The organism is Stenotrophomonas sp. 22385 (genome assembly GCF_052045085.1).
Lineage (GTDB): Bacteria > Pseudomonadota > Gammaproteobacteria > Xanthomonadales > Xanthomonadaceae > Stenotrophomonas.
This window is the reverse complement of record NZ_JBQEOG010000008.1, coordinates 244,110-268,776: the sequence shown is the minus strand read 5'-3', so window position 1 is coordinate 268,776 and position 24,667 is coordinate 244,110. Positions and strand designations below refer to the sequence as shown.

Annotated in this window: 19 protein-coding genes and 4 tRNA genes; 1 reads left to right on the top strand and 22 read right to left on the bottom strand. The window is 66.7% G+C overall.

What is annotated here, in order from left to right:
• Positions 1–167: 167 nt before the first annotated feature.
• The 14 genes from ACTJI4_RS15665 to uvrB all read right to left on the bottom strand — a co-directional run bounded on the left by ACTJI4_RS15665 (position 168) and on the right by uvrB (position 15,157).
• Positions 168–243 (bottom strand) — tRNA-Gly (locus tag ACTJI4_RS15665).
• A gap of 93 nt (positions 244–336) precedes the next feature.
• Positions 337–1,449 carry an NAD(P)/FAD-dependent oxidoreductase gene (locus tag ACTJI4_RS15660; protein WP_392916352.1) on the bottom strand — a complete coding sequence of 371 codons (1,113 nt, stop codon included), beginning with the start codon at positions 1,447–1,449 and terminating at the stop codon, positions 337–339.
• 135 nt (positions 1,450–1,584) lie between these two features.
• Positions 1,585–1,660 (bottom strand) — tRNA-Gly (locus ACTJI4_RS15655).
• A 46-nt stretch (positions 1,661–1,706) separates the two neighbouring features.
• The gene (pgsA, locus tag ACTJI4_RS15650; protein WP_392916349.1) at positions 1,707–2,330 is read right to left on the bottom strand and encodes a CDP-diacylglycerol--glycerol-3-phosphate 3-phosphatidyltransferase; all 624 of its coding nucleotides are present in this window, start codon (positions 2,328–2,330) and stop codon (positions 1,707–1,709) included.
• A 9-nt stretch (positions 2,331–2,339) separates the two neighbouring features.
• The gene (uvrC, locus tag ACTJI4_RS15645) at positions 2,340–4,187 is read right to left on the bottom strand and encodes an excinuclease ABC subunit UvrC (RefSeq protein WP_440869868.1); all 1,848 of its coding nucleotides are present in this window, start codon (positions 4,185–4,187) and stop codon (positions 2,340–2,342) included.
• Positions 4,184–5,599 carry a hypothetical protein gene (locus ACTJI4_RS15640; protein WP_392916343.1) on the bottom strand — a complete coding sequence of 472 codons (1,416 nt, stop codon included), beginning with the start codon at positions 5,597–5,599 and terminating at the stop codon, positions 4,184–4,186. Before ACTJI4_RS15640 ends, uvrC begins: the two co-directional genes overlap by 4 nt.
• 24 nt (positions 5,600–5,623) lie before the next feature.
• Positions 5,624–6,421, bottom strand: coding sequence for a 3-deoxy-manno-octulosonate cytidylyltransferase (kdsB, locus tag ACTJI4_RS15635; RefSeq protein WP_392916340.1), 798 nt, complete (start codon positions 6,419–6,421; stop codon positions 5,624–5,626).
• Between the two features lie 58 nt (positions 6,422–6,479).
• Complete coding sequence (lpxK, locus tag ACTJI4_RS15630) at positions 6,480–7,502, bottom strand: tetraacyldisaccharide 4'-kinase (RefSeq protein WP_440869867.1); 1,023 nt, start codon at positions 7,500–7,502, stop codon at positions 6,480–6,482.
• Positions 7,502–9,250, bottom strand: a complete 1,749-nt coding sequence (gene msbA, locus ACTJI4_RS15625) for a lipid A export permease/ATP-binding protein MsbA (RefSeq protein WP_392916334.1) — start codon at positions 9,248–9,250, stop codon at positions 7,502–7,504. The genes lpxK and msbA overlap by 1 nt, the downstream gene beginning before the upstream one ends.
• Positions 9,247–9,669 (bottom strand): ExbD/TolR family protein, encoded by a 423-nt coding sequence (locus tag ACTJI4_RS15620; protein WP_070209310.1) that lies wholly within the window; start codon positions 9,667–9,669, stop codon positions 9,247–9,249. Before ACTJI4_RS15620 ends, msbA begins: the two co-directional genes overlap by 4 nt.
• A gap of 3 nt (positions 9,670–9,672) precedes the next feature.
• A complete protein-coding gene (locus tag ACTJI4_RS15615; RefSeq protein WP_392916329.1) occupies positions 9,673–10,350 on the bottom strand; it encodes a MotA/TolQ/ExbB proton channel family protein in 678 nt (225 codons plus the stop codon).
• 3 nt (positions 10,351–10,353) lie between these two features.
• Positions 10,354–12,780, bottom strand: coding sequence for a DNA internalization-related competence protein ComEC/Rec2 (locus ACTJI4_RS15610; protein WP_440869866.1), 2,427 nt, complete (start codon positions 12,778–12,780; stop codon positions 10,354–10,356).
• Between the two features lie 171 nt (positions 12,781–12,951).
• A tRNA-Val gene (locus ACTJI4_RS15605) sits at positions 12,952–13,026 on the bottom strand.
• Positions 13,027–13,132: 106 nt separating this feature from the next.
• Entirely contained in the window at positions 13,133–15,157 is a 2,025-nt protein-coding gene (uvrB, locus tag ACTJI4_RS15600; RefSeq protein ID WP_068854624.1) for an excinuclease ABC subunit UvrB, read from the bottom strand.
• 147 nt (positions 15,158–15,304) lie between these two features.
• Between uvrB and ACTJI4_RS15595 the strand changes: the two genes are divergently transcribed.
• Positions 15,305–15,841 (top strand): GspH/FimT family pseudopilin, encoded by a 537-nt coding sequence (locus ACTJI4_RS15595; protein ID WP_440869865.1) that lies wholly within the window; start codon positions 15,305–15,307, stop codon positions 15,839–15,841.
• Positions 15,842–15,908: 67 nt separating this feature from the next.
• Here the strand turns inward: ACTJI4_RS15595 and ACTJI4_RS15590 are convergent.
• The 8 genes from ACTJI4_RS15590 to ppnN form a co-directional block, all read right to left on the bottom strand.
• Positions 15,909–15,985 (bottom strand) — tRNA-Asn (locus tag ACTJI4_RS15590).
• A 52-nt stretch (positions 15,986–16,037) separates the two neighbouring features.
• Positions 16,038–16,505: a type IV pilin protein gene (locus tag ACTJI4_RS15585; RefSeq protein ID WP_392916320.1), complete on the bottom strand. Its 468-nt coding sequence runs from the start codon at positions 16,503–16,505 to the stop codon at positions 16,038–16,040.
• Positions 16,472–20,206, bottom strand: coding sequence for a pilus assembly protein (locus ACTJI4_RS15580; RefSeq protein WP_440869864.1), 3,735 nt, complete (start codon positions 20,204–20,206; stop codon positions 16,472–16,474). The genes ACTJI4_RS15585 and ACTJI4_RS15580 overlap by 34 nt, the downstream gene beginning before the upstream one ends.
• Positions 20,207–20,216: 10 nt before the next feature.
• Entirely contained in the window at positions 20,217–20,735 is a 519-nt protein-coding gene (locus tag ACTJI4_RS15575) for a pilus assembly PilX family protein (RefSeq protein ID WP_392917575.1), read from the bottom strand.
• Between the two features lie 2 nt (positions 20,736–20,737).
• The gene (locus ACTJI4_RS15570; protein ID WP_392916315.1) at positions 20,738–21,886 is read right to left on the bottom strand and encodes a PilW family protein; all 1,149 of its coding nucleotides are present in this window, start codon (positions 21,884–21,886) and stop codon (positions 20,738–20,740) included.
• An 11-nt stretch (positions 21,887–21,897) separates the two neighbouring features.
• On the bottom strand, positions 21,898–22,371 hold the full coding sequence (gene pilV / locus ACTJI4_RS15565) for a type IV pilus modification protein PilV (RefSeq protein WP_440869874.1): 474 nt from the start codon (positions 22,369–22,371) through the stop codon (positions 21,898–21,900).
• Positions 22,371–22,883 carry a GspH/FimT family pseudopilin gene (locus ACTJI4_RS15560; protein WP_440869863.1) on the bottom strand — a complete coding sequence of 171 codons (513 nt, stop codon included), beginning with the start codon at positions 22,881–22,883 and terminating at the stop codon, positions 22,371–22,373. Before ACTJI4_RS15560 ends, pilV begins: the two co-directional genes overlap by 1 nt.
• A 163-nt stretch (positions 22,884–23,046) precedes the next feature.
• Positions 23,047–24,435, bottom strand: coding sequence for a nucleotide 5'-monophosphate nucleosidase PpnN (ppnN, locus tag ACTJI4_RS15555; RefSeq protein ID WP_440869862.1), 1,389 nt, complete (start codon positions 24,433–24,435; stop codon positions 23,047–23,049).
• Positions 24,436–24,667 lie beyond the last annotated feature (232 nt).

Sequence of the window (24,667 nt, the reverse complement as noted above, 5' to 3'; positions counted from 1 at the left end):
ACTCGCGACCTCAACCTTGGCAAGGTTGCGCTCTACCAACTGAGCTATTCCCGCAAAATCAGGCGCGTATGTTACCGGAACCACGGCTAACACACCAGCCCTTTACACCTGTTTCCACGCATGCCACTGCGGAGAAGAACAAGGCCCGAAGGGGCCTTGTCGGAATCTGGAGCGGGAAACGAGACTCGAACTCGCGACCTCAACCTTGGCAAGGTTGCGCTCTACCAACTGAGCTATTCCCGCAGATCTACTGCGTTCCTTCGACCTGACCTGCGGCGAAGGAGCGCTATTGTGTCGGGATTCCTTCACGTCGTCAACATGTTTATGCAGTGGTATTCAGTCGTGCATGCGCATGCCACGCCGATGGAAATAGACCTGTTCGGCGACCCGCCGCAACAGGGTGGACTGCAGCAGCATGTCGAGCGGCCAATCCGCCTGCAGGTGGTCCATGGCCCAGCGCAACGCCCGCTTGCGACGGAATGTCGGCGCGGCGTGGGCGGCAACGCTTTCGGCCGCGGGTCCCTTCCCGCGCAGGTGGCGGGCCACCGCATCCCCCACCGTCCAGCCGTGCCGCCATGCCGAATGGATGCCGCCGGCCGACAGCGGCGAGACGATGCCGGCCGCGTCACCGGTCAGGATCACTCCGGGCGCGGTGATGGGTCCCCGCGCCCGCCCGCAGGGCACCAGCCCGGCGCGGGTCGCGCTGGGGCGGGCCGCCTCCGGAAGCCCGATCACGCTGCGTACGTGCGCAAGGAAGCCGGCAAGGTCCGGCCGGCGCGCGTGCGCAGGATCATGGCGAAGGGCCAGGCCGATCTGCACGCCAGTCGGGTTCTGCGCGGCCCAGCCGATGTAGCCGGGGGCGAAGCGACGGCTGGCGAAGCAATGCAGTGCGCCGCCTTCGGGCAACTGCAGGCCGGCGAACTCCTGCTCGACCCCGAGCAGGGTGTCGCGCACCCGCCCCAGCCCGAGGCGCTGGGCCACGCGCGAGCCGGCGCCGTCAGCCCCCACCAGATAGCGCGTACGCCCCGCCCCGGCCACCTGCCAGCCCTCACCGTCGCGCTCGGCCTCGGTGAACGACTGCTGCAGGCGCAGTTCGACACCATGGGCAGGCAGCTCGCCCGCCAGCCAGCGCATCAGGTTCGGCGTGTCGGTGGTCATGAAGTAGTAGCCCGGTGCGGCGAGCTGCACGCTGCGCAGGTTCGGCGCGTACAGGCGCACACGTTCCACGCGCTGCAGCAGTGCCGGCGGAATGCGTTGCAGCCAGGTCTGCTCAATCACCTCTTTGACCAGGATGCCGGTCGTATGCAGGCGCGCGCCGGGATCTGCCTTGCGTTCCAGCACGCACACGCGCAGGCCGAACGCGGCCGCGGCCAGCGCGCAGGCCGCGCCGGCGAAACTGGCGCCGACCACGACCAGGTCCCAGTCGTATGCGCCATTGGGGGTATTCATTGCGTGCCATCCTGCGAGTGGGCGCACAGGATCGGCGCAGCAGGCGGAGCTGCCATGAAGTGTCGGTGAAGCGGAAAAGAAGCGAGGCTGCCAACGAAAAAAGCGACCCGAAGGTCGCTTTTTTTTTACTGAACCTGGAGCGGGAAACGAGACTCGAACTCGCGACCTCAACCTTGGCAAGGTTGCGCTCTACCAACTGAGCTATTCCCGCTTGGGAGGCGAAATTCTACAGCCAAACCCGGTGCTGTCAACAGCCCTCAGCCCTTCTTTTTCAAGCGCGAGGTTTCACGCGCGGCACGTTCGTCCTCGCGGAGGCTGGGCCACGCCGCATGCAGGTATTGCAGGCCGGAGAACAGGGTGAGCACTGCGGCGATCGCCAGCGTCCAGTCGCCGATATGGAACACCGGTTCGCCCATCCAGATGGCGGACACCGGCGTATTCGGAGCCACTGAATACAGCAGGCACAGCAGCGCGACCATCTGCGCGGTGGTCTTGATCTTGCCGATCAACGCCACCCGGACCTTGGCGCGCTGGCCGATTTCGGCCATCCATTCGCGCAGCGCCGATACCGCGATTTCGCGCCCGACAATCACCGCGGCCCAGAATGCCATCCAGGGGGTCGGGTGGCCCTGCACGATCAGGAACAGCGCCACGGCCACCATCAGCTTGTCGGCGACCGGGTCGAGGAACGCACCGAATGCCGAGGCCAGGTCATAGCGGCGGGCGATCCAGCCATCGAGCCAGTCGGTCAGCGCGGCGATGCCGAAAATCGCCGCGGAAGCGAAATTGGTCCAGGTATAGGGAAGATAGAACACCAGCACCAGCACCGGGATCATCACGATCCGCAGCAGCGTCAGCCAGGTGGGGAGGGTCAACTTCATTGCGTCTCTCTACTCGCCGGCCGCAGGGGGCGTGGGCAGTCCATGAAGGTTAGCGTAGATGCGCGCGGCGAGGGCGTCATTGATGCCCTCCACTCTGGCAATTTCCGCCTCGCCGGCCGCTTTGAGGCCCACCAGTCCGCCAAAATGCTTGAGCAGGCTGGCGCGCCGGCGCGGCCCGATGCCGGGAATGTCCTCCAGCTTGCTGGTCATCCGCGCTTTCTGGCGGCGGCCACGATGGCCGGTGATGGCGAAACGGTGGGCCTCGTCGCGCACCTGCTGGATGAACTGCAGGGCTGGGGATGCCGCGCCCGGCCGCAGCTCGCGACCGTCGGGCATGACCAGTGCCTCGTGCCCGGCGCGGCGCTCCACCCCCTTGGCCACGCCCACCAGCATCACCCCTTCCACGCCAAGGTCGGCCAATGCGGCCTGCGCCTGGGCCAGCTGGCCGGCGCCACCGTCGATCAGCAGCAGGTCGGGCAGCACGCCCTCCTCTTCCACCGCGCGGCGGAAACGGCGGTCGATGGCCTGGCGCATGGCAGCGTAATCATCACCGGGCTCGATCCCGCTGATGTTGAAACGCCGATACTGGCTGCGCACCGGGCCACTCGCGTCGAACACCACGCACGACGCCACGGTGGCTTCGCCCATCGTGTGGCTGATATCGAAGCACTCCACCCGCTTGACCTGCTCGGCCAGGCCCAGCATCTGCCGCAGGTCTTCGCTGCGCGCATGCTGGGCACTGCGACTGGTGAGTTCGCTGACCAGCGTGATCTGCGCGTTGCGGCTGGCCAGCTCGACATAACCGGCACGTTCGCCGCGCACGTTCCACTTCAGCTGCACCTTGGCCTCGGCAGACGCGCTGAGCGCCGATTCGATCAGGCTGGCATCGGGAATTTCGCGGTCCAGCAGGATCTCGCGGGGCGGGGAATGTTCGGCGTAGTACTGCGACACGAAGGCGCCCAGCACTTCGTCCGCGCTTTCTTCGCCGTTGGTGCGTGGGAAGAACGGCCGCGTGCCCATGTTGCGGCCATCGCGGAACGCCAGCAGCATCACGCAGGCACTGGCCCCCTGGGTTGCGCACGCGAGTACATCCAGGTCCGCTGCGCGGCCATCCACGTACTGCCGGGTCTGCATGCTGCGCAGGGCCGTGACCAGGTCGCGCAGGCGTGCGGCCTGTTCAAATTCCAGTGCTTCGCTGGCTGCCTGCATCTGCGTGCCGAGTTCGCGCGCCAGCTGGTCGCTCTTGCCTTCCAGGAACATCGAGGCACGCCGCACCGATTCGGAATAGTCGTCGGCGGCCACCAGGTTCACGCACGGCGCGCTGCAGCGCCCGATCTGGTACTGCAGGCAGGGCCGCGAACGGTTGCGGAACACGCTGTCCTCGCAACTGCGCAGCTTGAACAGTTTGTGCATCAGGTTGAGCGTCTCGCGTACCGCAGTGACGCCCGGGTACGGACCGAAATAGCGGCCAGGCACCGCGCGCGGCCCACGGTGCAGCGCGATACGCGGCCAGTCCTCACGGGTCAACAGCACGTGGGGATAGGTCTTGTCGTCCCGCAACGAGACGTTGTAGCGCGGCGACAGCGACTTGATCAGCTGGTTTTCCAGCAGCAGCGCTTCGGCCTCGGAGCGGGTGATGGTCACATCCATGCGCGCGACCTGCGACAGCATGGACATGATCCGCGCGGTCTTCGGCGCGCCGTTGAAGTAACTGCCCACCCGGTTGCGCAGCGCGCGCGCCTTGCCCACATACAGCAGGGTGTCGTCGGCGGCGTACATGCGGTACACGCCGGGCGCGGTACTCAGGTGGGCCGCGAATGCCTTTCCATCGAAGGCCGGAGCGGTATTCGGAGTCATTCGCTGATCGGCACGTCGCTCAATACGCCGCTGACAGGGTCGAAACGCAGAACGGCGTGGGCGTCGGTCTCGGCGATCCACACCGCACCGCCGCCCAATGCCAGCCCGGCCGGACCATGAAGGCGCCGCGGCAGCTCCACGGTGTTCAACTCACCGCCGCCCAGGCGCAGGGTACGCAGGCAGCCGTTGCCTGCATCGGCGATCCACAGCACCGGCGCATCCGGGCTCATCGCGATCGCCTGCGGGTACTGCAGCTGGGCGGTCGCGCGCGGGCCGTCCTGGTCGCCGAACGTCCACGGCCCCTGCCCCACCAGCGTCTGCACCAGGTCGCCGCGCAGCTGCATGGAGCGGATCGAAGAGCCCAGCGCGTCGCATACGTACAGCACCTGCTGCACCGCCGCCAGTGCGACCGGCTGCGCGAATGCGGCAAGGTGGCCGCTGCCGTCGCGGTCGTCGATCGCGCCGGAGCCGGCCCGCCAGGACAGCGTGCGCTGGCCCAGGTGGTAGCTCCAGATGCGGTTGTCGCCCGCCATGGCGATATGTACCTGGTTGTCGGCCACTGCCAGCCCCTGAGGGTGGTTGAGCGGGGTCTGGCGGGGATCGCCCACCGTGCCTTCGCGCGGATCGCCGGGCCGGCCACTGCCGCACAGCGTGTCGACCTGGCCGGTCAACAGGTGAATCCGGCGCAATGCGTGGTTGCCGGTGTCGGCCACGTACAGCCATTCGCGTTCCACCGCCAGGCCCTGCGGACGGTTGAAGGCGGCCTCGCCCGGACCGCCGTCCATCATGTCGGCGGTGCCCAGCCCGAACTGGCGAAGCACGCGCCCGGCATGGCTGCATTCGAGGACGCGGTGGTGGCCGCTGTCTGCGATGTACAGCCGCTCGGTGGTCACCGCCAACGCGGTCGGAAACAGCAACGGCAGGCGCGGCTCGGGATGCAGCTCGGGTTGGCGCGACGCATCGACATCGAGCGGGCTCGCCGTTCCCCGGCAGAGCGCGTTGAGCGCACGATCCAGCTCGTCGCCGAAGCCCACCAGGCGGTCGACCTCACGGCCCTGCGCATCCAGCAGGACCAGGGTCGGCCATGCGGTCACGTTGAACCGGCGCCAGCCATCCCAATCAGCGTCCAGCAGCGCCGGCACGGTCACGCCCTGGCGGCGCAGCAGCTTCAGCGCCTGCTCCGGTTCGCGCTCGAAGTCGAAACGCGGCACCTGCAGGACCAGCACCTGCAGCTTGCCCGGGTTGCGCGACTGCCATTGGCCCAGCTCTGCGAGCCGGTGCGCGCACCACACCGAAGCGGCGTTCACGAAGGCCAGCACCACCGGGCGCCCGCGCAGTTCGGTCAGAGTGGTCGGGGCGGCATTGAGCCACGTGGCGAATTCGGGCAGATCCTGGACGGGCTGTACGTTCATGCGCTGATTATGCCGGACTGGGCGTCATGCAACCGTCGTGCCACCGTCAATTTCGCGGCGGGCCAGCCAGCCCTCGGCGCGCGCCAGGTCCTCGGGCGTGTCGATTCCCGGCGGGAACGCGGCCGGAGACAGTGCCACGCTCAGCCGATGGCCCGCCTCGAGCACGCGCAGCTGCTCCAGCGATTCCAGCTGTTCCAGCGCGCCCGGGGGCAATGCGGCAAACTGGTGCAGGAACCCGGCACGGTACGCATAGATGCCGATGTGGCGGAGCCAATGGGATCCGGACAGGTGCTCGCGCGACTGCGCGAAGGCGTCCCGGTGCCAGGGAATCGGAGCGCGGCTGAAGTACAGCGCGTCCAGGTTCTGCCGGCGTACCACCTTGACCACGTTGGGATCGAACAGGGTCTGGGCATCTTCCACCGGGGTCGCCAGCGTCGCCATCTCCGCACCGCTGTAGACCAGCGCTTCAGCCACGGCGCGGATACCCTCGGCAGGCGCGAACGGCTCGTCGCCCTGCAGATTCACCACCACGGTGTCATCGGACCAGCCCGCCTGGCGGGCGCACTCGGCCAGCCGGTCGGTGCCGGAGGCATGGCCGGCGGCGGTCATCGCCACCTGGACGCCGTCCAGGCCCTGCAGGGCCTCGCCAATGCGCGCGTCGTCGGTGGCGACCCAGACCTCGCGCGCGCCGGCCAGCAGCGCGCGCTCGGCCACGCGCAGCACCAGCGGCTTGCCGCCGAGCAGCCGCAGCGGCTTGCCTGGCAGCCGGGATGCGGCGTAACGCGCCGGAATGGCGACGACGAAATCGACGGGCTCGCTCATGGGGATCTCTTGGCAATACACGGGAACAGTGACGGCCAGTGTGCCGCAAACACGGTGCTCAGCGCTTGCCGAGTTTATCCACGCGGTCCAGCAGGTTGACCCAGAACGCCGCGGGAAGATCAGCCGACAGAGGCACCGAGAAATGCCATTCGTTCGCGAACGCCTTGCATTTCACCGCGTCCTTTTCGGTCATCAGCACCGGCAGTTCGCTGCCAAAGCGCAGGTCCGCCGCCTGGTAGGCATGGTGATCGGCGAAGGCATGAGGAACCACGCCGATGCCATGCGCACGCAGCATGTCGAAGAAACGCTGCGGGTGTGCAATGCCGGCCACGGCGTGCACACGCTGGCCACGGAAGTGCGACAGCGCGCGGGCGCGGCCGCCGCTGAGCGGTAGTGCACTGTCGATATGCAGCTGCATCGCCCACTCCCCGAAACCGCACGAGGCAAGCGCTGACGGATCGGCGCTGGCCTGGCCCAGGTTCACCACGCGGAAGTCGCAGTCGCGCGCGCGCTCGGCGGGCTCGCGCAGCGGCCCGGCCGGGATCAACCGGCCGTTGCCGTAGCGGCGCTGTGCGTCCACCACCTCGATTTCGATGTCGCGCGCCAGCCGATAGTGCTGCAGGCCGTCGTCGCAGACGATGATGTTGCAGCCGGCTTCGACCAGCGCCTTCCCGGCCGCCACGCGGTCGGCATCAACCCGCACCGGCACGCCGGTCTTCCAGGCGATCAGCACCGGTTCGTCGCCGCCCAGCGCGGTCGGCGTACCTGCCTCGACCCAGCGCGGCACCTTGGCCTCTTCGCGCCCATAACCGCGACTGGCCACACCCGGCTTCCAGCCCGCGTCAAGCAGGCGGTCCACCAGCGCGATGGTCAGCGGGGTCTTGCCGGTACCGCCGGCGGTCACGTTGCCCACTACGATCACCGGTACCGGCAGCGCGTGGCGCTTGCGCCAGCCGCGCCGATACAGCCCACGGCGCAGTGCCACCACGGCGCCGTACACCGGCGCCAGCAGGCGCGCGGCAAATGGAATCGCACTGCCGTCGTACCAGTACGACGGCGTCTGGGAACCCTTGGACGCCATCAGGGCTGCCTTTCGCGGAACTGCATCTTGTGCAGGTGCTCGTACAGCCCGCCCAGTGCCAGCAGTTCGCTGTGGGTGCCGCGCTCGACGATGCGGCCGTGGTCCATCACCAGTACCTGGTCGGCGTGTTCGATGGTGGACAGGCGATGTGCGATCACCAGCGTGGTGCGCTCGGGCATGAGGCGCTGCAGCGCATCCTGCACCAGCCGCTCGGACTCGTTGTCCAGCGCGGCGGTGGCTTCATCGAGGATCAGCACCGGCGCGTCGCGCAGGATCGCGCGGGCGATCGCCAGGCGCTGGCGCTGGCCGCCGGACAGCAGCGCGCCATTCTCGCCCACCGGGGTCTGCAGCTGCTGCGGCATGCGCTCGATGAACTCCCATGCATTGGCCGCTTCGGCGGCCGCGCGGATCTGCTCCTCGCTGGCGTCCATGCCGTAGGCGATGTTGGCGCCCACGGTATCGTCGAACAGCATGACCTTCTGCCCGACCATCGCGACCTGGCGGCGCAGGTCGGCCAGCGGGTAGTCGTCCAGCGGCACGCCATCGAGCAGGATGCGGCCGCCGCTGGGCTCATAGAAACGCGGCACCAGCCGGATCAGGCTGGTCTTGCCGCTGCCGGAGCGACCGACGATGGCGGTCACGGTGCCGGGCTTGGCATCGAATGTGATGTCGTCCAGGGCGATGCCGGTGTCTTCGCGGTAACGCAGCATCACGTGCTGGAACGACAGCTCGCCACGCACGCGCTGGGCGCGGGTGCTGCCTTCGTCGCGCTCGACCGGCAGGTCGAGGATGCCGAACAGGCGCTCGGCGGCGGCCACGCCGCGCGAGATGGAGGTCTGCACGCTGGTCAGGCGGCGCAGCGACGGGATGATGGCCATCATCGAGGTCATCAGGCCCATGAACTGGCCCGCATTCAAGCGCCCGGCCAGCGCTTCGCGGGTGGACACCCACACGATCACGGCCAGCGCCAGCGCGGCCAGGAACTGCACGGTGCTGGAGGCCAGCGCGCGGGTGGTTTCGACCTTCATGTTCAGGCCAAGCATGCGGTTGGCCAGGCGCGAGTAACGCGATATCTCGTGCGCCTGGGTACCATGCACCTTGACTTCCTGCTGCGCGGCCAGCGACTGCTCGGCGGTCTGCGCCATGCTGCCCATGCCGTCCTGGATGCCACGGCTGATGCGCCGGTAACGCTTGCCCACGAACGAGACGATCACGCCGATCAGCGGCACGACCACCAGCATCGCCACGGTCACCTTGACGCTCATCTGCAACATCACCACCAGCATGGCGATGATAGTGAGGGTGTCGGCGACCAGGGTCTTGAGCGCATCGGCGCTGGCCTGCGTGACCTGCTCGGTGTCGTAGTTCAGGCGGCTGACCATCACCGGGGTGGCTTCACTGTCGAAGTGCGACGACGGCAGGTGCAGGTACTTGGAGAGCACCTGCTCGCGCAGATCGCGTACTACGCTGCGCCCGGTGCGGGCCAGCGCATAGTCGCTGACCAGGGTGGCCAGGCTGCGCATCATGAACAACCCGAGGATGGTCAACGGCAGGATCACTGCCATGCGCGGCTCGGGGTTGACGAAGCCACGATTGACCAGGGGTTCCATCAGTTTGGTGAAGTGGTAGCCGGCCAGGGCCTCGACCACCATCGCGATGACGGCGGCCACCATGAACACCCAGTAGGCGCGGGTGTAGCCCAGCAGGCGTTTGTAGATCGGCCAGACCGGCGCGTGTTGTTTACTCATGGACGCACCTCCGGCGCGGTAGCGATGGCGATGCGACGGAAACCGAGCTGGCCCAGGGCATCCTGGGCGGTCACCACGGCCTGGTACGGGGTGCGGGCATCGGCGCGCAGCAGCACGGTCTGCTCACGGTCGCTGCCGGCGACGGCGGCAATGGTCTGCTTGACCGATTCCACGTCGGTGCGCAGCACTTCCTGGTCGTTGATGAAGTAACGCCCTTCGGCGTTGACCAGCACGCTGAGCGAGCGCGGCGGCTCGGTGGTGTCCTGCTGGCTGGCGGTCGGCAGCTGCAGCTGCAGCGTCGAGCGCGCGTCGAAGGTGGTGGTGACCACGAAGAAGATGATCAGCACGAGGATGACGTCGATCAGGGGTACAAGATCGATGTGAACCTCGTCCTGGACCCGGTCGTTGCGGATGCGCATCCGTCAGCCCTTGGCCGTGACGGCGGCGGCGCCGGCTGCCGGCGCGGTGCCGGCGCGCGGTGCCGCGTTCATGACGCCGGGGCGCCCGTCCAGTGCATCGAGCAGGGCCGAAGCCTCCATTTCCATCTCGATCACGTAACCGCCGATGCGGCCCTTGAAGTAGCGATGGAACATCAGGGCGGGGATGGCCACGATCATGCCGGTGGCGGTGCACACCAGCGCCTTGCCGATGCCGCCGGCCAGCTGGTTCACATCGCCCACCCCGTGGTCGAGGATGCCCAGGAACATCTGGATCATGCCCACCACGGTGCCGAGCAGGCCCAGCAGCGGACCGGCCGATGCGATCGTGCCCAGCGCATTCAGGAAGCGCTCCATGCGGTGCACCAGATGGCGACCTGCATCTTCAATGCGTTCGCGGATCTGGTCGCGCGGGCGGTTGCGCGCTTCCAGCGCCACGGCAAGCAACGCGCCCAGCGGCGAGTTGGCCCGCAGCGACTGGATGTGATTCGGATCGAGCTTGCCGCGCGCGGCCCAGTTGCGCACTTCCTGGCCCAGCCCCGGGGGCAGGACCTCGTTACGCCGCAAGGTCCAGAAACGCTCCAGGACGATTGCCAAAGCCAGTACGCCCAACAGCAGCAGCGGCACCATCGGCCAGCCACCGGCCTTGACCAGTTCCCACACGTTTCAACCCTCCGGCCCATTGGCCGCCTGTATGACCGGAGATAGGATAGCAGCCGACCGCGCCCGCTCCGCGGCATCCCACCAACGGCGCTCGAAAACACGCTGTTCACGCACCTGCAGGCCCTCCCTGCCCAGCCACAGACGCAGTGCGCCGCTGTCCGCGGTGTTCAGCACTTCGGCCGGAGCGGTCCGCCAGCGCTGGACCACGTCGCGGCGCGGATGACCGAACCGGTTGCCATGCCCGGCCGAGACGATGGCCAGGCGGGGCGACACCGCCCGGATCCACTCGGCCCCGGACGAACCCGCGCTGCCGTGGTGCGCCACCAGCGCCGCGTCGGCGCGCAGCGCGGCCGGCACCGCAGCGACCAGGGCAGCTTCCTCGCGCTGGCCGATGTCGCCGGTCAACAGCACCACGCCATGGGCGGCCTGGATGCGCAGCACGCAGCTGCTGGCATTGCCGGCATAGGCGCTGGCGGGGGGCGGGTGCAGTACGGCGAAGTCCACCCCGTCCCAGTGCCAGCGATCGCCGCGGCTGCAGCCCATCGCGGCGCCGGGCACGGCGCCGGGCGGCGCCTGCAGCGGCGGGTCGTGGAAGGCGCGGCGTACCGCAGGCATGCCACCGGCATGGTCGCGATCGCCATGGCTGAGCAGCACCCGGTCCAGCCCGGCCTCACCCAGCGCGTGCAATGTCGGAACGACGATCCGTTCGCCGGCATCGAATCCGCCCTCGGCGGCCGGGCCGGCGTCGTACAGCAGCCGGTGATGGCGGGTGCGCACCCACACGGCGAGGCCCTGCCCCACGTCCATCACCAGCAGTTCGACCTCGCCGGGCGCGGGCCGATCGCGTGACGGCCACAGCAGCGGCAGGCACAACAGCAGCGCGGGCAGGCGCATCCCGGCAGCACGCGGCAGCAGCAACCAGAATACCCCGAGCAATGCAGCCGGCACCGCCGCGACGGCGGCCTGGGGCGCCCACCACAGTGCCCATGGCTGGCGCGCCAGGAACCCGAACACCCACCAGCTTGCGTCGAAACAGACGGCCGCCGCGCGCCACGGCCAGCGGCCCGCCCCGTCCAGCAGGGCTTCCAGCCCGGTGCCCAGCAGGGCCAACGGCACCACCACCAGGCTCCACCACGGAATGGCCAGGAGGTTGGCCAGCGGCCCCGCCCGCGAGGCCTGCCCGAACAGTGCGACGGTCAGCGGCAGCAGCGCAAGGGTGGCCACGCCCTGCGCGGCCATGAAGGTGCGCAGCCAATGCACGCCCCGCCCCGGCAGGCACCAGACCAGCCACAGCACGCCAGCGAAGCTGAGCCAGAACCCGGGTGCCAGTACCGACAGCGGATCGACCAGCAGCACCACCAGCGCCGCCAGTGCCAGCGCCTGGGCAACCGTGGTCGGGCGCCGCGCGCAGCGTGCTGCGGCAACTACTGCGATCATCAGGACCGTCCGCACCGTAGGAAGGGCGAAGCCCGCCACGGCCGCATACAGCGCAGCACTGGCAACGGCCGCCAGCGCGGTGGCAAATGGCCGTGGCCAGCGACGGCCGAGCCAGGGAAACGCGCGCCACGCCAACGCCGCCAGCCATGCCCCGAACCCGGCAACCAGCCCGACGTGAAATCCGGAGATCGCCACGAGATGGGTCAGGCCCAGCGCACGCAGGTCGTCCCAGTCGCCCTGCCCCAGCCCGCGGGTATCACCCAGCGCCAGCGCCCGTACGAAGCGGGCACCGGGGCCAGGCACGTGGACAGTGATCGCGTCGGCCATGCGCTCGCGCCACGCCGGCAACCCCGTCGGCGTGCCCAGCGGCAGCGCCGGCGCACGTACGTGACCTGTCGCCGTCAGCCGCTGCAACAGCGCATGCCGCTCGGCATCGAAGCCGCCCGGATTGCGCAGTCCACGCGGCGGCCGCAACCGCGCCTGCAGTTGCCAGCGTGCCCCTGCGCGCAGCGACTTCCGAAGCAGGGGGGCCGCCACAGGCGCACCTGCACGCGCCTCGGCAGCGGTGGCGTCATACCACGCAAGCGCAAGCTCGCGGCCGCGCAGGTGCGCGGGCATCGTCGCGTCGTCGTCCACGCGGAACCGGAATCGGGTGCTGCGCGATCCATGCTGCGGCAGCTCCACGACCCGCCCGCGCAGCGCGTGCTCGGCAGGCGCGGCATCCGCAGGCAACTGCAGGGCCAGGCCGGCGTGGGCGTGCAGCGTGACCCAGCCGAGCCCGGCCAGCACTGCCCCGCACCACCGTGCACGCGGCCACCCCCACCAGAGCCCTACCCCGCACAGCAGCGCACACCACGCGGCCAGCGCGGGCGGCAGCACCGGCGCGAACACGACAACGCACACGCCGGTCAGCAGTGCAGCCGCACACGCCTTGCCGAACAGGGGCAGAGGTGCCGGAAACAACCGGGAGAAAATGTCCGACCGGAACGACATGCGGGCCACCACGCGCTGGAGCCTGCATGCTTGGCCGAAAGCGGGAACGTCGCCATCAGGCGGGGGCGGACCGTGTTGTCGGGAACCGCCGCTGCGACAAAACCCGCAACGCAAAAAGCCGACCTGATGGCCGGCTTTTTCGTTTTTCCACCGCAGTCGCTGTGACTGGAGTGGTGGGCGGTACAGGGTTCGAACCTGTGACCCCTACCATGTCAAGGTAGTGCTCTACCGCTGAGCTAACCGCCCGTTTGTCTCGCTGCGCCGCTGCAATTGCGTCGGTGCAGGCCGCGTATATTACGGACGCCGGGTGTGAAGAGCAACACTTTTGTGAAGGTATTTCACAACGCGCCGTTCAGCCCAGGCTGGCCTCCTTCAGCTGGCGGATCTGGTCACGCACGCGTGCGGCATCTTCGAACTCCAGGTCACGGGCATGCTGGTACATCTGCTGCTCCAGCGCCTGCAGCCGCTTGGCGATCTGGGCCGGTTCCAGAGTGCGGTAATCCACCGCCTCTTCGGCCACCCGTCCACCACGTCCCTTGCCCTTGCCCCGCGCTTCCTTTTCCGCTGCTTCCGAGCGCGCACCCTCCAATACATCCACGATCGGGCGCAGCACCGACTTGGGCACGATGCCGTGCGCTTCGTTGTATTCCACCTGCTTGGCGCGGCGGCGGTCGGTTTCGTCGATCGCCGCCTGCATCGACCGGGTGATCTTGTCGGCGTACAGGATCGCCTTGCCGCGCAGGTTACGTGCGGCGCGGCCGATGGTCTGGATCAGCGATCCGGTGGAACGCAGGAAGCCTTCCTTGTCCGCATCCAGGATCGCCACCAGCGACACCTCGGGCATGTCCAGGCCCTCGCGCAGCAGGTTGATGCCGACCAGCACGTCGAACTTGCCCAGGCGCAGGTCGCGGATGATTTCCACGCGCTCGACCGTATCAATATCCGAATGCAGGTAGCGCACCCGGATCCCGTGCTCGGTGAGGTACTCGGTGAGGTTCTCGGCCATGCGCTTGGTAAGCGTCGTCACCAGCACGCGGTCGCCGAGCTTGATGCGTTCGTTGACCTCGCTCATCAGGTCATCGACCTGGGTGCCCACCGGGCGGATCTCCACCACCGGATCGATCAGGCCGGTCGGTCGCACGACCAGCTCGGTGATTTCATCGGCCGCTTCACGCAGCTCGTACGGTCCCGGCGTGGCCGACACGTAGATGCTGCGGGGGCAGCGCGCTTCCCATTCCTCGAAGCGCAGCGGGCGGTTGTCCAGCGCCGATGGCAGCCGGAAGCCGAATTCCACCAGCGTTTCCTTGCGCGAGCGGTCGCCCTTGTACATCGCGCCGATCTGCGGAATGGTCACGTGCGATTCGTCGATGACCAGCAGCGCGTCCGGCGGCAGGTAATCGAACAGGGTCGGCGGCGGCTCGCCGGCAGCCTTGCCGGTGAGATGGCGCGAATAGTTTTCGATGCCGTTGCAGAAACCAACTTCGGCCATCATTTCCAGGTCGAACTGGGTGCGCTGCGCCAGGCGCTGCGCTTCCACCAGCTTGTTCTGTTCGTACAGCTGCTCCAGCCGCACCTTGAGCTCGGCCTTGATCGTATCCACCGCCGACAGCACCCGCTCGCGCGTGGTGGCGTAGTGGGTCTTGGGGTACACGGTGTAGCGCTGCAGGCGGCGCAGGCTTTCGCCGGTGAGCGGATCGAACATGCTGATCTGCTCCACTTCGCCATCGAACAGTTCGATGCGCACCGCTTCGCTGTCCGATTCGGCCGGGAAGATGTCGATCACCTCGCCGCGCACGCGGAACGTGCCGCGGTGCAGCTCGTACTCGTTGCGGGTGTACTGCAGCTGGGTGAGGTGGTTGATCAGGTCGCGCTGGTCGATGCGCTCGCCGGTGGACAGGATCAGGCGAAGCGACAGGTAATCCTCGGGCGCGCCCAGGCCGTAGATCGCCGACACGGTGGCCACGACGATCGCATCCGGGCGCGACAGCAGTGTCTTGGTCGCCGCCAGCCGCATCTGCTCGATGTGTTCGTTGATCGAACTGTCCTTCTCGATGAAGGTGTCCGACGACGGCACGTAGGCTTCGGGCTGATAGTAGTCGTAGTAGCTGACGAAGTATTCCACCGCGTTATGCGGGAAGAACGCCTTGAACTCGCCGTACAGCTGCGCGGCCAGGGTCTTGTTCGGCGCCATTACCAGCGTGGGCTTCTGTACCTGCTGGATGACGTTGGCGATCGTGTAGGTCTTGCCCGAGCCGGTCACGCCCAGCAGGGTCTGCTTGGCGATGCCGGCCTCGAAGTTGGCGGTCAGCTTCTCGATCGCCGCCGGCTGGTCGCCCGCTGGGGAATACGGAGATACAAGTTCAAAGCGATCGCTCATGGTGCCGCCATAGACCGGGCCTTCCATTATAGCGGGGGGTTGGGTGACGGCCGGCTGAGGGGGTGGCCTACCCATGCAAGGGGTGTCCGCCGATGCCCTGTCCCGGGCCGGCGAGGCACGGTGGCGCTTTGCCGCCCGGAGGCCCCCATGTACCGCCCTGCCCGTCCCGTCCGCCCCCGTGGCTGGACCCTGCTCGAACTGGTCAGCGCGCTCGTCATCGTGGGCGTGCTCTGCGCCATCGCGCTGCCCTCGCTCGCCTCGGGGCTCAGCCGCCTGCGCGCGGACATGCTCCGCATGCAGCTGGTGTCGGTGTTCAATAGTGCGCGAAGCACCGCGATCACCCGCCACGCGGCAGTGGCGGTATGCCCCAGCGAGGAGGGGCGCCAGTGCGGCGGCGACTGGAGCCGCGGCTGGTTGATCCATCTGGACCGCGGCGCCAGCACGCTGTCACCGGCGCCGGAGGATGTGCTGCAGTATCGCCAGGGCTACCACGACACCAGCGTCAGTGCGCGCTCAAGCCAGGAACGAAGGCGCCTTCGCTTCCAGGCCGACGGCCGCAGTGGCGGCAGCCCGCTGACGGTGGCCATCTGCGCCCGCGCGCAGCTGCAGGGAGAGGTGGTGGTGAACAATGTCGGGCGAACCCGCGCTACCCGCCAGCGCGGGAGCGTTGCCTGCCCGCATTGAGCGCTGAGGCCATGCCGGCCGCCCAGAAACGACAAAAGCCGCGATTGCTCGCGGCTTCTGCAGATACTGGCGCCCGAAGTTGGACTCGAACCAACGACCCCCTGATTAACAGTCAAGTGCTCTAACCGGCTGAGCTATTCGGGCGGGGACGCGAATTCTAGACGTTCATTCAACGCGTTGCAACCGGTGCCAGACCTCACCAGCACTCCAGCGCGCTGGTGTTGGCCGGGGTCTTTACCCCGGCCTGGTTCACCGTAAGCGTGCCGCAGGGGTCCCTGGCCTGATCGCCCTGCGGGACCGCCGTGATCGTGAACGTATTGGCGGCGGGCGCAATGGTGATCTGGTACCTCACTGCACTTCCGTCACGCGGCGAAGCAATGGTGGTGCTGTTGTTCTCCAGGAACCTGAAGCCCGCGTAGCTGTTGTTGAGCGTATGTTGCCGTTCGGCACGCTGCGCGTACTCCACCATCTCCGCCTTCGCGGCAGCGCGCTTGGACTTGCGCACCTGGGTGTTATACGACGGGTACGCAATCGCGGAAATGATCGCGATGACCGCCACAGTGATCATCAGCTCGATGAGGGTGAAGCCCACGACCCTGCGCGGACGCCGGATTCGGGAAGAAGGGATGATCACTGGATCTGTCTCCACGATTGGCGACCGCATGGATAGGGAATGTAAAGGGTGTCAGATCCGAACTTGATGCCAGTGACACAAGCGCTGCCCGGTACCGTCGGCGGGGGCGTTGCACCGCCCGGCCCGGAACCCAGCGCAGGCGGCGACTGGCGTGGCAAGCCGAATGCATTGGCATTTGTGATCGGTGCTCCGCCGGGAGAATTGCTCTTGAAGCCAGCAGACCCTGCGTCGAAGGGGTTCGCCGTGGGCGAGTTCAACGAGGCACGCCCCAAGGCGCCGGCACCGGTCAATGGCTGCAGACCGAACAGCCAGTTATCACCCGGTACCGCGCAGGACGTGCTGGAGTCGGTCACATCACGCGGGATGTAGGTGGGCATGTAAACGATGCCGTTGGACAACGACGGATTACCAACAAAGCGCTCGCGGAAAGCAAGGTCGATGTACCACCCTCGTGAGTTGGCCGGCGGCGTACCTGCGGTCAGCGTGCGCACTGTGCCCGAAATGTTTGCCGTGCTGCCCGACAGATTGGACCGCGCAAGCGCCGTCGTGATCGGACCATTGATCAGGTCGTTCACCGCATACAGGCTCTGCAGCGAGCTGTCGTCCGGGTCGCCGTTGAACGAGTAGCTGCCGGTGCCGAAGTACAGCATCACGCCGCCATTGCTGCCGGTACCGGCGGTGATGCCACCGGTAATCGGTTGCCGCGAGCGCACGCCATTGGTGGTGGTCGGCAGGGTGGTGAACAGCGGCGTGGACACGTTGCCGGTGGCGCGCAGGTCAAATTTCCATACCGCGCCCTTCTGATCGGTGCCATAAACCGTATCGGAGTAGCCGTCACGGGTTCGCTGGCTCTGGTTGGTGCCACCCCAGCGGTCAATGACCACCACGCTGCCCAGCCCATTGCTGCCGGCAGGCATGTTGGCGCCGGTCTCAACCGCTTCGATCATACGCGCCGTTCCCGTGGCGATATCCACCACGAACAGCACCGCCTTCCCGCTTGCGCTGTTGAAGCCGTTGCCGAAAATGGCCTTCCATACCGCCGTGCCGCCCTCCAGCACCGGCACGATGACCGGCTTGCCGAGCACAAACCCGATGTTGTTGCGGACATCGGCGGGCAGATTTGTATCGAGGTCACTGATTTCCCACAACTTGCTGCCAGTACCAAAGGTGGCGCCAGGGGTCACGTCGAGGCCGAAGACACTGCGGCCGCCTGCGCCGGACGCGCCTACCAGGGTGGTGTGCCAGCCAGCGCCGTAGTAGGAATCGGCAACTGCGATCTGGCCATCCACGTAGTAGCGGTGCGAGAAGTCCTGCCCGACTTTCGAGGTCGGGTTGTACGGGATCAGCAGGTTCCCCATGTGACCCAGCGCAGTGCTGGGTATGTAGGCGAAGGACTCGGTGCCACCGCCGGCCACAACGTTGCCGGCCGCATTCATGCCCCCGTTGAACGCATGGAGCATGCCGTCGTTGGCGCCGGCATACACCATGTACTGACCGTTGGCCGACTTGTTGGACAGATAGGCCGCGTACGAGGTCGACAGCGTGCCCCCCAGGCGGCGATAGCCGAAATCGTCGAGGGGCGAGGTGATCACCGGCGTCGAGTTCACGATGTCGCCCAGGCGCGTGGTGCGGTCACGGAAGGGACCGGAACTACGCTTCTCGAGCGAAGTGTCGCCACGCAGGTAGGACACCGCCGTGGCGTTGGTCGCGGCAGAAAGTCGTTCAGAGCACGCCTGCAGCGCCATGCCGGGGTTCTGGGCGGTTTTGTTGCACAGATCGGTCAGACTCACATTGCCCGCGGTGAATTCCCGGGTCGTACCGCCGCGGGTAAAGAAGATGCGGCGCGATCCAGCCGACGGCAGCTGTGCGCTTGCCTCCCAGAAGTTGGTTTCCACCAACGCGCGCGTCGTCGGATCCAGCGACAGGCGCTTGGCAGTAAGAGTGCTGGACCAGTCCGTGCCCTCCTTCTCGATCTTGTACTCCGAACCGACCGTAATCGAGCCGATGCCAATACGGGCGCCGCTGGCACCCGAACCACTGGACGGCGAGCCGCCCGAACCGACTGCCTGCAGCACGCGCGACATGGCGTTGGTGATTTCCACCGGCGTGCGGGCATTGATGTACTCACCACGGGTGTTTACCGCGGCGTGCCAGATATCATCGACCGTGCTGCGCTCATCGTCCTGGCGTGGCGGCCAGTTTCCGTAGATGGCGGCGTCCTTGTACGGATTCTGGTTAAGGTTGGAATTGAACAGGTCACCCCGCGCACCCAGCGTGACTCCGTAGAAATTAAGGTGGAGGTTGGTTTGGCAATCAAGGCTGAGGTCACCATTGCCGCACGCCTCCGGAACCGGCACCTTGCCAGCGGGCAGGTCCGGACGGAGCGGCGGCTGGGCGCCGTTGTTCACGTAGAACCGGGTAACGATATCGGCCATCGTGTTGGAATGATTGTCACTGAAAGGCGCGCCCATGTTCTGATCGGTATTGCCGACCGTCGGGCCTCCGCCATTGCTGAACCCGTCGGTGAACAACATAACCGCGTTTTTCTGACACGAGGCCACAATAGGCGCGCCGGCGTCGGTCCGCGTGAACTGGAGCGCCGCCGCGTTCACCGCCTGACGGTTGGGCGTGCCACCGGCCGCGGTCAGCTGAAGCATGTCGGCGTAGAGCGCCGTCCGTTGGTCCGGATCGCCCACCGAGCGCATCGTCAGGCGTTTGTTGGCCACCGTTCCGCTGTCATAACTCGCATGCTGGTTGATGCGGAAGTAGCCCACGTTCAGCTCATCGACGCCGGTCATCGATCGCGTCAAGCCAGCAATCATCGCCCGGTTGCGGTTGCCGTAATAGGTGAACCAATTGGCGAAGTTGCGCGACGCGGCGGTGTTGCCGGTCAACGTATACTTCCACATGTTGCACCCGGTCCCGCACGCGTTGTTGACGCGGACGCGGGTGACATTGTCATAGGCGTTGGCCGCCCCGCCGACAAGCTGCGGGCGCGGATCAGTGTCCGACGTCCAGGGCGTGTAGAAGGTGGCGGGCACGTACTCAATCGCGATGTTGACCACCCCTCTATCGGCAGGCCAGGTGTAATCGGCGGTGGTAGTGATGTTCTGGTTGTTGTAGCGGTACCGGGTACCTGCATGGAGCACCATGCCGGGCTGCATGCGGAAGTTGTCGGCGGCAGCGGTGCTGAAATAGTTGGCCACCAGGTTGACCGTGGCATTACCACCGTTGGGGCCCGGGTTGATCGGCGCTGCGTCGGGAACGCTGGGATCAAAGTAGGTTTCCACCGGGCGCGTACCTTTCGCCCACGGCCCATACAATACGGTCGGATCGTAGTAACTGGGATTGTACGCGGCCGAACGCGCGAACCCGAGTGAGTCAATCGGCGGGATGCCGTAATAATTGTTGATGCGCGGGCCAGGCACCACGAAGAAGTAATCGCAGTTGCCGGCGGTGTTGAGCTGACCACTTGCGTCGAAGAAGCTCCGACGTCCGGTGTCCCAGCAGCCTTCGCCATCACGGCCCGGGAACTGCGTCTGGAAATTCATCGAGCCGGAGTCGTCCACCGCCATGATGAACGACGGGATGGCACGGGACCTCGTCGCCAGCGGCTCCTGCGCCAGTGTCCCCTGCCCCTGTGCGGCAATAAGGTTGTAGCCGACAAGAACGAGGCCGACTGCTGCTACCACCGAGCCGGCGGCCATCCACTTGAATCTGCGCGTAGCCATGGCCGTGTCCTCAGAGCTTGAAAATGGTGTCGATCACCGATGACGAAGTCGGATTTGCCGGGTCGTCAGCGGAGTACGCGGTAATCTGGAACGACGCCGAGTCGTCATCGTTGGGCTGGCCTTCGTCCAGCGCGTTGGCGCCTGGGCCGCCGCATTTGTCGATCCGCCGCACGTAGACTGCCGGCACTGCCGAAGAAGACTGAGTGCGCCCCCATGCAACGGGGTCGAAGCCGTCCTCGCAGTTCTGGCTGATGCTGTCGCTGGACACCAGGCTGCCGGCCGGAATCGCGGTGCGATCGATGATCGCCTCGGCAGCACGTTCGGTATTGCGGATCACGCCCTCGGTATTCTGGAACGAGCGGCTTGCCGCACGGTAGTTGGATGCCATCTTCTCCTGCATGCCCGCTACCTGCATGCCGGCGATCCCGAGCAACGCCAGCAGCACCAGCATGATCAGCGCCACATAGAGGACCGCGCCGCGCTGTTGACGGCGATTGACAGGGCGAGGGGGCGCAGAGAGGCGATTCATGGTCAATTCCCGAACAGGCGGTTGCGCAGGGCAACGCTCACTTCATAGGCCGCCCGATAGCGACCATCGGTCACGGCATCCTGGTTGTAGGTCATGCCGAGTACGCCCATCCTGGCGGCTGCATCCGTGGCCCTGGACTCCGAGGCGCCGCCGATGCGACCCGCGCTGCGCGCCACCAGCCCGACCTGCACCAGGCCTACCCGGCGCCATTCGGCGGCACCGGCGGCGTTGGCCGCCGTGGAGACACCCGAGGCGATGTTCTGTACGGTGATGTTGCCCACCGGAGGCGTATCGGCGGTGATCGTCTGCGTAGTATCGAGGCCGTAGATGAGCTGCAGATTCTCGATTCCCTCCACCAGCTCCTCGTTGATCGCGTAGGTGCCCGCCGAATTGGCGCGTGCCCGGCGCAGTCCAGGTCCATTGGTACCGTTGCCGATGTAGTACACCATCGACTCAGCGCGGTAGACCATCGTGGGCGCAGGCTGCGGAGCATAGCGGCTGAAATCCACCGCGGTACCGGTGACGGTCCCGGACGTAGTGGTGCCGGCGAAGAAGTCTGCCGTCTCGCAGTTGGAGATGCCGAACAGGGTCGGGGTCGCCACGCCACCTTCGGTCAAGCGGGTCCAACGAAGCGGATCAACCGTGAGGTTCTGACCGCTTATCGCGGTCACCGGTATTCCCTCAGGAGCGAAAAAGCGCAGGACCAGGATATCGCTGCCTGGCACCGGTGCGGGCGACAGGCCACTGATCGACGCCGGAAGTCCCGCAGGAATCGTTCCGCCCCCAACTGCCAGGGTATTGCCGGGACCGGTATTGGCCGCTTCGTAACCCTGGATCGCAACGCTGAAATCGAGCGGGTTGCCACTGCCGCTCGTCGCTGCCGTGATGTTGTTGCGGAGCGCGGTATTGCCCTTGATGAAGTGCGCCTGGTCATTCACACAGCCGGTGTGTCCGGCCATGCGGATGTCGCGCTCGATGAACTCGAGCGCAAACCGCCCGTTCTCCTGGGCGCGGGCGACCCCTTCCGACAGGCGTGATGCCGAGCGCGACGCGGCAAAAATCTGGGTAACGCCCAGCATGAGGAGCAGGCCGATCACCAGGGAGATCATCAGCTCGATCAGGGACAGACCCACTTGGCGGTTGCGGAACATGGGAGCGCCTCTCATAGCTGAGTCTGAATGACAAAGGTGGTGGCAGCATCCGGCGCGGCCCGGTTCCAGCGCTCATCGGCCCAACTGATCGAAATGTTGGCGACGCCGTTGTTGACGGTGACAACCGCTGATGCATTGTCGCCCAGTGCCTTGACCACCTGGCACTGCCAGCGGGTGATGTTCTGCGCCAGCGTCACAGTGCCGGTGTCACGGGCACAGACGCCGGCGGCGGTCCTGCTTCCTGACGCGAAGCTGGCATTGGCGTACCACGCCGATTGGAAGCGGTTGCTGCGCATCTGCTCGGTGAGGTCATAGGCAAGATTGGTCGCCTGGGTGCGATAGTTCGCGCTCTGCACATAACGCACGCTCATGGTCTGCAGCAGGGCGAAGCCCAGCAGGCCGAAGCCCAGCACCACAACGGCGATCATTACCTCCAGCAGGCTGAAACCGCCTTGGTGACCGCGCGGCCGATAGGGCTTGAGCATCACGGGCATGCTCCCTTGACGGTGGTGACCTGACCGGAGGCGTTGATGGTCAGCGTGCTCAACAATGGTTGGCTGCCGCAGCTGGTTGGACGCAGGGTCACCACCTGGTTGGCGCCTGCGCGGCGGCGGCCGCGGGCATCGAAGGCGATGGGTGCGCTCGGCCCGGTCACCGCGAGGGCGCGATTGACGGCGGAAAAACGCAACACCGCTTCCCCGGTGGTAAACACCCCGTCGCCATTGGTGTCGCTGAACGCCATCATGCCCGCCCCCCACTGACCATTGCAGGTTGTGCCGTCACTGCTCCCGCAGACCACGCCACCCTGGTTATTGCGGATGGCATCGCTGCGCGCGAGGTTGACCATGCCAATCAGCTCGTTGTGTGCGGCTGCGACCCGGTTGGAGCGGATCACGGACTGGAAGCTCGGGAACGCGATCGCAGCGAGGATGGCAACCACCGAAATGGTGACCATCAGCTCGATCAGGGTGAAGCCTTTGGATGGACGCAGTTGCATGGAACGCTCCCCAGCGTGATGACACGGACAATGGACGCCCGCCCGCCTGGCGGCAAGCGACAGCAGGACGAACGGTCGCCCGGAGGCGACGGGCGTCAAACCGTTGACACCCGTACGGTTGGGCGGGGGTGGCGCGGACTCCCGACCCGGCCACCCCGCTTTCTCAGGCCAGTACCCGGTAGCAGGGCTGGTACTCGCCCGAGATCTTCATCCGGCGCTGTTCGACGAAGGCGCGCAGCAGTTCGTCCAAGGCCTGCATCATGTCGGCATCGCCGTGGATCTCGAACGGGCCAAACTGCTCGATCCGGCGCATGCCGTCTTCCTTCACGTTGCCGGCGACGATGCCGGAGAACGCCCGGCGCAGGTCGGCGGCCAGTGCATGCGGCGGGCGCCCGTGGTGCAGGTCCAGCGCGGCCATCGCTTCATGGGTCGGCACGAACGGCTGCTGGTATTCCCACGGGATCTCGATGGACCAGTTGAAGAAGAACGAATCCTTCTGCGCCAGGCGGTGCTCGCGCACGCGCTTGATGCCGGCCGACATCTGCCGCGCCACCGCCACCGGATCGCCGATGATGATCTGGTAACGCTCGGCCGCGGCATCGCCCAGGGTCAGGCGGATGAAGCGGTCGATCTGCTCGAAGTACGGCGCGGCCACGGTCGGGCCGGTCAGGATCAGCGGGAACGGCAGGTCCTTGTTTTCTTCGCGCAGCAGGATGCCGAGCAGGTACAGGATCTCTTCGGCGGTGCCGACGCCGCCGGCAAACACGATGATGCCGTGGCCGATGCGCACGAACGCTTCGAGACGCTTCTCGATGTCCGGCATGATCACCAGGTGGTTCACGATCGGGTTCGGCGACTCGGCGGCGATGATGCCCGGCTCGGTCAGGCCGATGTAGCGCGTGGTGTGCTTGCGCTGCTTGGCATGGGCGATGGTGGCGCCTTTCATCGGTCCCTTCATCGCGCCCGGGCCGCAGCCGGTGCAGATGTCCAGGCCACGCAGGCCCAGCTCGTAGCCGACCTGCTTGGTGTACAGGTACTCATCGCGGCCGATCGAATGGCCGCCCCAGCACACCACCAGGTTCGGGTCGCCCGGGTTGAGGATGCGCGCATTGCGCAGCAGCCCGAACACCGCGTTGGTGATGCCCTCGGAGGATTCCAGCTCGGCTGCGTAGGCCGGGCCCATTTCGATGGCCATGTAGGCCAGGTCGCGCACGACCGCGAACAGCAGCTCGGCCACGCCGCGGATGATCTCGCCGTCCACGAACGCCATCGCCGGCGCATTGACCAGGTCGATGCGCACGCCACGGTCCTGCTGGGCGACCTGGATGTCGAAATCCGGGTACAGATCGCGCGCCGCGCGCGGATCGTCCGATGCACTGCCACTGGTCAGCACGGCCAGCGCGCAACGGCGCAGCAGCTCGTGCATGCCGCCGCCGGATGCATCGCGCAGGCGCGCCACTTCAGCGCGCGACAGCACATCCAGCCCACCGCGCGGGTAGATCCGCGCGTCCTGCACCGGCAGCGTGCGCGCCGGCTTTTCGGTGATCGTCATTTCCATTCTTTTCGCTTCCTCAAGGTTGCCGACTGTACCGCTGCCCCCTTAAAAAGCAAAACGGCCGGGAAACCCGACCGTTGGATGCGTTTCGACCCCGGCGACGCCTCGGGGGCTGCCGTACATGCGCGCTTTTGGCGCAACCTATTGAAGATACGCCATTCGATGTCCACTGACAAGCTCTGCGAGTGCAGGCATGACATATGAAAACGGCCGGGTTTCCCCGGCCGCC